Source organism: Vibrio makurazakiensis (assembly GCF_050337375.1).
Taxonomy (GTDB): Bacteria; Pseudomonadota; Gammaproteobacteria; order Enterobacterales; family Vibrionaceae; genus Vibrio; species Vibrio makurazakiensis.
In genome coordinates this window covers 1-10017 of record NZ_JAKJSW010000163.1, presented here as the reverse complement: position 1 = coordinate 10017, position 10017 = coordinate 1, and the positions used below count along the sequence as shown (strand labels likewise).

Sequence of the window (10017 nt, the reverse complement as noted above, 5' to 3'; positions counted from 1 at the left end):
CTTTATTGTTGGTTTTATTCAGTTTTCTTCGCTGCTAGTGTTTGCAATGGAATAAATGAGTCTGTCGGAGTCACCCATAACGCCAATACATCATAATCCTCCGACACGATTTCAAGCTGCCAGGAACCATTATTGGAGCGTTGCTGATGTTGCTCTAACACAATAAAACTATGCTCCAATCGTTTACCTCGATTTTCTCCTGCTTTCACTTCGGTGAACCTTTCATTCGCTATCGCCACCAAAGTAAGATCAAGTGCTTGTTGATCGTGATACTCAATCGATACCTGACTGCCATCTATAGTCATAGATAGTTTTTTAGCCGATCGTTTACTGACTTCTGGTAAATCTTGGTTTAACCAATTGAAAAAACCTCTCCATTCTTTGCCATCAACCACAAAGCTCGGGGTATAAACACTCTCAACGACTTGATACTTCTTATAAAGGCGCTGACGTAGCGTAAAGGGCGGCTGTGCGTAAGGGTCTTTCCAACCTAAGTAATCCCAATAATCGACATGAAATGCCATCGGAATCACTTTGTTCCACAAGTCAGGGTTAGCCTTGAGTTCGCTGAGGTACAGATCAGCAGGTGGGCAGCTTGAACAACCTTCAGAGGTATATAACTCTATGATTTGGGCGGGCTGCCCTTTGTGAACCCAAGTTTGTGCATACGAAAGTTGTGCAGCGAGAGATAGTAAAAGAAAAGTTTTCATATCAGGCCAAGGATCGTGAACATTACCTATATAGACCGTCGAGGTTTTCAGAAAATTTCCATAAAAAAAGCGCCAGCTATCTAATAGCTGGCGCTTCCTTTAAATTCTTATGCTTTTGATTAACGGTAAAGACCGATATCTTTTTGCATGTGTCCCGATAGGTCATTTGCGTAGTAACTACGTGGCGAGTTGTCTACGAATAGAATATCGAAAATGTGAGCAATCAATCCTTTGAAATTAACCGAGTAGGTCTTCTTATCCATAGAGTTTGGAACAGCGATAGTATTCATTTGCATTGCTTGAGCCATGATTGCCTCTCTATAAATTTGTGAACGTTGTGTCGTTTTGTTGGAATGAATAATAAGCGTTTTTTTGCATGTGAAAAAATGACAAAAACTCACACTTGGGATTACTTTTTCTAATGAAACACACTGTTAACAATGCAACTTAATAGTAAATCAGACTTATTGAATAAGTATTCAATAAGTCTGTAAATCAATGAATAACGCCTATTTAGCACACTTACAAGCATGCGTTAAGTCACAAAACATTAACAATAACTTTTTTGATAATGATAGATAACTTAGTTGCCTACCACTAATTAAGATTAGTTTTACTAGTTATTAATTAGCATTATCTATGATTTCTTTTTTACTATAGATAGACGCAATTATAGCCAATGTCATCACCGTAATTAAAACCCCTAGCGACACAAAAGTCGGGATCTCCCAACTTGTACCGACCAATAGCATTTTAATACCGATAAATACCATGATGAATGACAGTGCTGGCTTTAGGTAAATAAACTTATCCATCATACCTTGTAGTACGAAGTACAAAGAACGTAAGCCAAGTAAAGCAAATACGTTTGCAGCAAGTACCAAGAAAGGTTCTCGTGTTACAGCAAAAATAGCGGGAATGGAGTCAAGAGCGAACATAACGTCCATAACTGCAATCACACCTATAACTAATACCATTGGCGTTACAAACCACTGCCCAGCTTTCTTCACGATAAGTGAGTTGCCGTGATAGTCGTCAGTAACCTTTGCTACTTTTCGGATTAGCTTCTCTGGGTAAGAACTCACAGACTCTTCTTCATTACCAAAAGCGAGCTTAATACCTGTCCATATTAGAAACGCAGCAAACACATATAGCACCCAGTGGTACTGAGCGAGTAGCTGAGCACCAACCGCGATCATAATCGCACGAAGTATTAATGCGCCAATAACACCCCATAGCAACGCTCGTGGGCGCAAGTGCTCCGGGACTTGGTATTGAGAAAAAATAATCGCGAATACAAATAAGTTATCCACGCTCAGAGACTTCTCTAGCAAATAGCCTGTAATAAAGGACACTACCGCTTTCTGATTAGTGTAATCACTCGTCGGAGCGTAAATATCCCAAAAGAAATAGATAGAGCCCGCAAACACGAAAGCCAACAAGAACCAAAATATGCTCCAAATTGCGGCTTTACGAATCGTTATGTTGCCACCACGAGTTTGGTAGATATCAATCGAAACCAGCACTAAAGTTAGCAGAAAGAATCCTACGTAAGTCATAGAGCTAGAAGATAAAAACGAGTGTTGAGCTGTGTCACTGATAACAGTTAAGGATTGTGTTGAGTTCATCATTCCTCCGGGCGGAAGAACTATGTAGTTAGACCTTCCGCAAACAAAAAATACTAAATAGCAGACATTAAAATCTGTTATTTCAGCGTTGAATGCGTTGGTCTCGTTGAAGTGGATGGAATCCACTCTTATTTACCGGATAAGCTATTGCTTAACGAGATGACGATAAATAAGCTTGCGCTAACTACTCCCCAAACAAGTGGATATTATGGCTGAAATAGGAAGCCGTCTACATTTATTTTCCTCCACAATACAAAAAGGAGCTCGAAGCTCCTTTTATGTATCACTACGGTTAACACTATTCACCTAGCGAATGGCTAACTTGTTCTTTCATACACCTGCTAGTGGCGCAAAATAGACAAGTGCTGACCATGCTGAAACCCAGCCAACAACGACAACAGTATCAACCCAATCTTGATTCCACATGTTTTCTCCCTAACCTCATTAAACTTCATTGTTTAAAGGTTGCCTTCCTTGAAGTCATTAGCTCCAAGGTGGTAGTAAACATGAGCAAGTATTATACCAAGCCGTTAACTAGACAATCAAAAGAGTGACCTTGGTTCAATGCACCTGGATTATCACTCAAAAACTCGCTAAAACAATCAGCCATAGATAAGTTGGATACGAACCCCTCTCCTACCATATCTAATATCGCGTCATAGCCTTCTTTGCCTTTCATGGTATAAGCAGAAGATGTACCTAGGTATTGTATTTCAGCGTCTACAGCAGACCAACCCTTTGATTCAGTGTATATCTTCAGGTCAACGATACGTTCGCCTTGAGCGCGCTTTGCATCGTAATGAAAGCTTAAGTTATGGGTATAAGGAAAACTGCCAGAACCTGTTCCGACAACACCATTATTCAAGGCATTATTAATTGCCCCTTCCAGTGTTTGTCTTAATGCCTTACCACTCAATTGATAGACACCGATTGGAACGGCAAAAGGCAGCAGCTTTCCGGCAATATCTGCCACTGACACTTGCCCAGCATTCAGCGAATTACGAACGCCGCCAGCATTGTGTATCGCAAACTGAACCTCATGCCCTTTCTTATTCATACTGTAAACAAAAGACTGAGCAACTAAAGGAGCCAGTTCACTTGGCCCTAGTTCATCAGGAATCCTTACGTGACGAAGCTTAGTGTCGGTTGAGGCAATAATTTGTTGCTGAAGCTTTCTTACGCGCGGGATGTATTTATTAATCAGTATCCCTTGGATATCAGGATCTTTTTTACACACCACGACATTTGAATGAGCATTAAGAAAATTACAAGCCAGTTCATGTGCATGATCACTACCTGTTTCGCTCAAATTCGCATCCAAGAACAATCTACGACCAAGTAATAGTTCATTCTTACCATTAAACTTAGTGATCTTACCATCAGCGGAAAATTCGACTTCACAATGACCAAGGCTCATCGCATGAAAACCCGCTTGCACAACATATGTATCGCCAATTTTTACGCCATAGTCATCGTCTTTAGCTAAACCAATATCGCTGAAATCACCCTGGAGTCTATGACTATGCCCACCAACAATAATACTGATACCTTGTATCTGTTTTGCTAGTTCTAAATCTGCGTCATAACCTAAGTGGCTTAATAGAACAATTTTATTGATACCCTGCGCATGAATTGCTTCTAATGTGGCTTGTGCCGTTTCAATAGCATTAATAAAAGGGGTATCGAAATCTGGGTTTGCAATGTCTGCCATCTTATCGAGTGACAACCCAAAAATAGCAATTGGTTCGCCATCAATTTCTTTTACTATAAAGTCAGCACTTTGTGACTCTGGTAGGTAAGACTTGACCAGCGAATTATTGACGAGTGTGTGTTCTTTTGACTGGTCTTCGTTAGAAAGATCCCAGTTGCCCGCCAATAAGGGGAAGTTAATCTTTCGAGCAAACTTAGCGACCGGTTCATTACCCATATCAAGTTCATGATTGCCTAAGGTCATTGCATCAATTTCTAGTGAATTGAGTAAGTCTGCATTTGCTCGACCTTTAAACAAAGAAAAATACAGCGTTCCTTGAAAGCAATCTCCCGCATGTAGAAACAATGTACCTTTGCCCTGACGTTTCGCTTCTTCTTTTAGTTGTTTGAATCGTGTGGCAATACGCGCAAACCCACCAGCACTGACATAAGGTTCTATGATGCTGTGGTTCACTTTTAATGATAGCTGTAATGATGTCGGTTCAAAGTAGGAATGGGTGTCGTTAATATGTGCCAGTACCATCTTGACTGGCTGGTTCTCTTTCTTCATATATTCTCTCTCTTTTCCCTTCCATACTAAGCTCAGAATCATGACAGAATCGTGAATTTTATGAAACTCCACTGCAAAGAAATTTCTTATCTTTTTACACGGTCACATTATATAAGAGGACACGTGTTTCAAAAATTTGAATCACAATTGTGACCGTACAACCTACTTCAGCGAAATTTATCTATTATGATTAATGATACCTGTTAGCTTTCAAAGCATTAGCAGGTTCACTCGCTAAGGAGCTGCCTATGCAACTAGAAAGGATTGAGATTTCTGGTTTTCGCGGTATCAAGCGTTTGTCATTAGCTTTTGATGAGCTGACAACGTTAATAGGCGAAAATACTTGGGGTAAGTCATCATTACTTGATGCGTTGTCTGTTGTTTTGCCCGCTGATGGCGTGCCATACCAGTTTGAAATGCAAGACTTCCATGTTGACTACTCTATTTCTCACCCTCAATCGCAACACCTTCAAATTGTCTTGTCACTTAAAGCCAATGACAAAAGTGAACTCAACTCAGGTCGCTACCGGCGGCTAAAACCCATTTGGGTAGAAGATGAGTTCGGAACTCATCGAATTTATTATCGAATCAGTGCCACGCTTGAACAGTATGAAACGACGACACACTATGCGTTTCTCGATTTAGAAGGCAATCCACTTAAACTTCATCATTCAGAAAAGCTCGCACACGAGTTAATGACGCTTCATCCGGTGATCCGCTTACGAGACTCACGTTACTTTGACCGCCCTTTCAATATCAACAACACCATTGTGAGCGCAAATGGCCGCGCAGAAAAACGCATCGACAACACTTGCCGACGACTACTAGCGATACCCGGCCACGTTAATAAAGGTGAAATGCGCAGTAGCTTAAATTCAATGCAGACTTTAGTTGACCACTACTTCTCTTTTAAGAGCCAATCACGCAAGAACCCTAGAAAGCCAAGAGACGGGTTGTTGTATGCGATGTCTCCAAACGACAAAAGTGTTCATCAAATTGTTGAAGAAACTCAGAACAAACAGACAAGACTATTGTTTATGGGTTTACTCAATGCCTATCTACAAGCCAAAGGCCCAACCGACCTTCGGCGCTGCGCGCGACCTTTGCTGATCCTGGAAGATCCCGAAGGGCGACTCCACCCAACACATCTTGCCAGAGCATGGGGCTTACTTCAGCAGCTCCCGATGCAAAAAATCCTTACCACAAACAGTGGAGACCTACTTGCAGCTGTTCCCTTGCAATCTATTCGTCGCTTAGTACGCCAATCAGACAAGACTATTGCAACACAATTGAATACAAATAAGTTCTGTAAAGATGAGTTGAGACGAATTGGGTTTCACATTCGTTTCCACCGCTCAGGTGCGCTTTACGCTCGTTGCTGGCTATTGGTAGAAGGTGAAACTGAGGTTTGGTTATTCAATGAATTGGCTAATCAGTGCGGTTTTAATCTGGCAGCAGAAGGCGTACAGATCATTGAATTTGCACAGTCAGGACTTAAAGCTTTGATTAAGGTCGCTAAAGCATTTGGTATTGATTGGCATGTGGTGACAGATGGCGATGCTGCAGGGAAAAAATACGCAGCAGCGGTGATGTCGCAACTGGGGCAAGATCAAGCAAGGCATCGATTAACGGAACTACCTGAAAAAGATATCGAGCATTACTTATATTCTAATGGGTTCGAAAACTTCTTTAAGGATATGGTTAAGATCCCTCACGATCACCCTATTCCACCCAAGAAAGTAGTAAGTAAAGTTCTCAAAAAGCACGCTAAACCAGACCTAGCTTTAGCCATAGTTTCTCATTGTGAAAATAGAGGGCAAGAGTGTATTCCTCTATTGTTACGTTGGACACTCAAGCGGGTCATTACCATGGCCAATGGAAACACCTAAGATTTTGCTACATTAAAAAACGAACAAAAAAGGCACATCTAAATAGATGTGCCTGTACAAATACTTTATACAAATTAATTGGGGGTAATCTTCTAATTCAGAAGCCTTTCATCACTATGCTTGCACTTTATCTGCCGACACTTTGATAGCCTGCTTACTGTCCTCTGAAGACTGATTTGATTTTCCGTGTAGCCAAAGCCCTGTTGTTTTCATCAAGTAACCGAATACACCGCCGAGTAACAAAGAAGGCACGACAAGTTGCCAGTCTCCATTCGCTGCAAATGTTGCACAGCAACCAATAAACGTACCTGGGATGTAACCCAACCATGTTTGCTTTGCTTGTATGCACATTAAAAAGGCAACAATTGCGGTAATAACGTAACCAAGWATCTCTAGGCCAGCAAAAGTAGAACTATGGATAATCACCATCGCCCAGAATACGCCGGTCATATTTGTTAACAGGCTACTAGCCAGTCCTTTGAACCCACTTGTCGGGGAAGCAAAATAACTGGTGCAACCCAAAAATCCAGCCCATGACAGCAAACCAAATGATATGGCTATCCATCCCCAAAGGCCGGACAAAATCCCTGTTGTTAACGAAATCGCGACTAATGTACTCATACTCTTTTCTAAGCCGTAGACACTACTGAACTTAGCCTCACATAAAATCAAGACAATATATTATGGGAAGAATCATCATTTTCAGGTGATCAAAGTCACATATGCCATGTATCGGACAACGTACTTTTCATTAGTATTCTGACGCAATCGTTAAAACAACATTAATAGTTATTTAGATATGGAAAGATTGTTCTTTAAAATATGGACGGCTTACGCTTCATCATTCGTTTCCCTTCACGTTTAATGCTCTCAGCTAAAGGGTTTTCAGCCATGTCAGCACGCCAAATAAACGAAAGTGTACGATCCATTTCTAACTCAGGAACATTCAGAGCAACTAACTGACCCGATTCAATAAACCTTTCCACGTCTAAAAAAGGTAAACAAGTTAGATACTGTCCATTTGCAACTAAACTTCGTAAAACAGGAACGTGTTCATACTCACGCCAAACATCAAGATCTTCTATTAAGTGATGTATTGAGCTATCGAACACTTTACGAGTCCCTGAGCCATGTTCACGTAATACCCACTTGGCTTGCTCTAGCTGCGCCAGGCTTACGCGTTCACACTTTGCGAACGGATGATGAGCTGATGCTACGACTGTTAGATGGTCTTGGCACCACACTTCTTGATGAAGTCGGTTATCGTCACAACGACCTTCAATAACGCCAAGGTCGTATTTGTAATCGAGTATTCCGTTTATCACGCTCTGCGTACTCTTAACACCCAGGTCAATCCTCATTTCAGGAAAGTCGTTATCAATAATACTGATAAGGTCTGGTACTAAATGCTCTGCTGGGGTTTGACTTGCGCCTAAGCGAATTTCACCACTCAATAAATGTTGCTCATAGAACCCCATTTCAATCTGTTGAGCGTCTTGCAATAGACGTTTAGCTTTAGGTCTTAGCCACATACCCCAATGGGTTAAAGCCATTTGCTTGCCCTGCCTTTCAAATAAAGGGCGGCCAAGCATTTTTTCTAATTGTGCTAAAGACATGCTGGTGGCTGATTGAGTCAAAGCCAGTTTGTCTGCCGCTAGGCTTACACTTCCCGAGTCAGCGACAGCATCGAAGACGGTGAGTTGTTTTAATGAATAACGCAAATTCTCTTCCCTAATTTCACCAACTGATACAAAAAATCACTCTTGTTTTACTCTTTTCATGAGCAATTGATTTCATTCTACTCCCCCTAAAAACTATATCAATTAATTTGATAGAGATTGTCAAAATTATCAATTTTACCTCTACACCAAATGTTCTTAATCTGAATTGGCAGTCAGGAAATACACAACTGCATTCATTTTAAATCACACATTAGGACTTGTTATGAGAGTTAATTTGAGGAGGAGTTATGACAGCAAACAGTTCTGAAAATCATCAACTTTTTTCTCCAAAAGAGATGATGGCCGAAGCTGAAAAGTTTGCACTTAGTAAAGCGAATAAAAGCAGCAGTATGACTCTTAGCCTCGCCATTATGGCTGGTGCATTCATCGGGTTAGCGTTTCTTTTCTACATTACGGTAACCACGGGAAGTCAAGATGCAGGATGGGGACTAAGCCGACTTGCTGGTGGCATCGCGTTCAGCATGGGGCTAATTCTAATCGTTATCTGTGGCGGTGAGTTATTTACTAGCTCTGTTTTATCCAGCATTTCATGGGCAAATAAGCAGATCACATTTAGCAAAATGCTCTCGATATGGGGGAAAGTTTATGTAGGTAACTTTATCGGTGCCATATTCCTTCTAGCACTAGTCAGTGCGGCGGGCTTATATCAAATGGACCAAGGGCAATGGGGACTAAATGCCCTCAACATTGCTCAACATAAGCTACATCACAGTCCTGTACAGGCTTTTGCACTCGGCGTTCTGTGTAACTTATTGGTGTGTTTAGCCATTTGGTTAACGTTCAGCTCTGCTAATGCCATGACAAAAGCTGCGATGACGGTTTTGCCTGTAGCAATGTTTGTCAGCAGCGGCTTTGAACACTGCGTTGCAAATATGTTTATGGTGCCGCTTGGTATCTCTATTCAAACTTTCGCCCCTGAAAGCTTCTGGTTACAAATTGGGGCAACCCCAAGTCAGTACGCCGACTTAAACATTATGCAGTTTATCAGCGCCAATTTAGTACCAGTCACGCTAGGTAACATCGTAGGTGGTTCAGTACTTGTTGGGCTTGCAAACTGGAGCATTTATCGCCGACCACAACTAAAAGCAGCGCACATTAGCGCAATAACAAAAACAGTCACTATTACGTCAGTTAAGGAAAATACTATGAACACTAACTCGCTTGTTAAAGACATCATGAACACTCAACCAGTCACTTTAACTGTAGAAATGCCTACGGCAGTTGCGATTGATACTTTACTTAGTGCCAATCTTACTGCTGCACCTGTATGTGACGTAGCTGGCCGCTTAGTAGGATTCTTTTCAGTACACGATGTAATGGTCGACTTATGGTGCCAGGACTATATCCCCGCTAAAAACCAAAAAGTGGTCGATTTAATGAGTCGTGACGTTATAGCTATCGGTAGCGAAGACAAGCTAGTCGATGTCGCTGAGTTTTTATGTATCGACAAAGAGCAGCTTTATCCAACCTCTAGCATGGGCATTGCAACTCGCATGAGCAGCCTATCTTTAGAGGAACGAGCGAAGGCAATGAAAGTAAGCCAGCCGCACATATTACCTGTACTGGACAATGGTTTGCTTGTTGGAGTTATTGACCGCGGTATTATTATGCAGGCTCTACGACCTATTTATGGCGAACGTTTGAATGTCGTTGAAGACAAAGAACTAGAAACCGCATAAGCGTAAATCACTAAGCAACAAAGAATAGAAAAGGCGTGGAATAGTATTTCACGCCTTTTCACTAATTCAGCTAGCACGCAAATACCGTGCTTGACCAATGAAACCAGAC

8 protein-coding genes are annotated in these 10017 nt (G+C 41.5%); 2 read left to right on the top strand and 6 right to left on the bottom strand.

Annotation, left to right across the window (positions count from 1 at the left end):
• Nucleotides 1-14: 14 nt before the first annotated feature.
• From L4C33_RS16090 to L4C33_RS16075, 4 genes are all read right to left on the bottom strand, one after another.
• Nucleotides 15-710, bottom strand: coding sequence for a DUF1223 domain-containing protein (locus L4C33_RS16090; RefSeq protein WP_428813431.1), 696 nt, complete (start codon nucleotides 708-710; stop codon nucleotides 15-17).
• A gap of 119 nt (nucleotides 711-829) precedes the next feature.
• Nucleotides 830-1018: a hypothetical protein gene (locus L4C33_RS16085; RefSeq protein ID WP_428813430.1), complete on the bottom strand. Its 189-nt coding sequence runs from the start codon at nucleotides 1016-1018 to the stop codon at nucleotides 830-832.
• Nucleotides 1019-1333: 315 nt separating this feature from the next.
• Complete coding sequence (locus L4C33_RS16080) at nucleotides 1334-2338, bottom strand: TerC/Alx family metal homeostasis membrane protein (protein ID WP_428813432.1); 1005 nt, start codon at nucleotides 2336-2338, stop codon at nucleotides 1334-1336.
• A gap of 517 nt (nucleotides 2339-2855) precedes the next feature.
• Nucleotides 2856-4598: a bifunctional metallophosphatase/5'-nucleotidase gene (locus L4C33_RS16075; protein ID WP_428813429.1), complete on the bottom strand. Its 1743-nt coding sequence runs from the start codon at nucleotides 4596-4598 to the stop codon at nucleotides 2856-2858.
• A 248-nt stretch (nucleotides 4599-4846) separates the two neighbouring features.
• Here L4C33_RS16075 and L4C33_RS16070 point away from each other — a divergent pair, with 248 nt between their 5' ends.
• A complete protein-coding gene (locus L4C33_RS16070; RefSeq protein WP_428813428.1) occupies nucleotides 4847-6487 on the top strand; it encodes a DUF2813 domain-containing protein in 1641 nt (546 codons plus the stop codon).
• A gap of 114 nt (nucleotides 6488-6601) precedes the next feature.
• Here the strand turns inward: L4C33_RS16070 and L4C33_RS16065 are convergent, their stop codons facing one another.
• Together L4C33_RS16065 and L4C33_RS16060 are read right to left on the bottom strand one after the other, a co-directional pair.
• Complete coding sequence (locus L4C33_RS16065) at nucleotides 6602-7108, bottom strand: DUF1097 domain-containing protein (RefSeq protein ID WP_428813427.1); 507 nt, start codon at nucleotides 7106-7108, stop codon at nucleotides 6602-6604.
• Nucleotides 7109-7302: 194 nt separating this feature from the next.
• A complete protein-coding gene (locus L4C33_RS16060) occupies nucleotides 7303-8208 on the bottom strand; it encodes a LysR substrate-binding domain-containing protein (RefSeq protein WP_428813426.1) in 906 nt (301 codons plus the stop codon).
• 248 nt (nucleotides 8209-8456) lie between these two features.
• Between L4C33_RS16060 and focA the strand changes: the two genes are divergently transcribed.
• A complete protein-coding gene (gene focA / locus L4C33_RS16055) occupies nucleotides 8457-9908 on the top strand; it encodes a formate transporter FocA (protein WP_428813425.1) in 1452 nt (483 codons plus the stop codon).
• The last annotated feature ends 109 nt before the right edge of the window (nucleotides 9909-10017 follow it).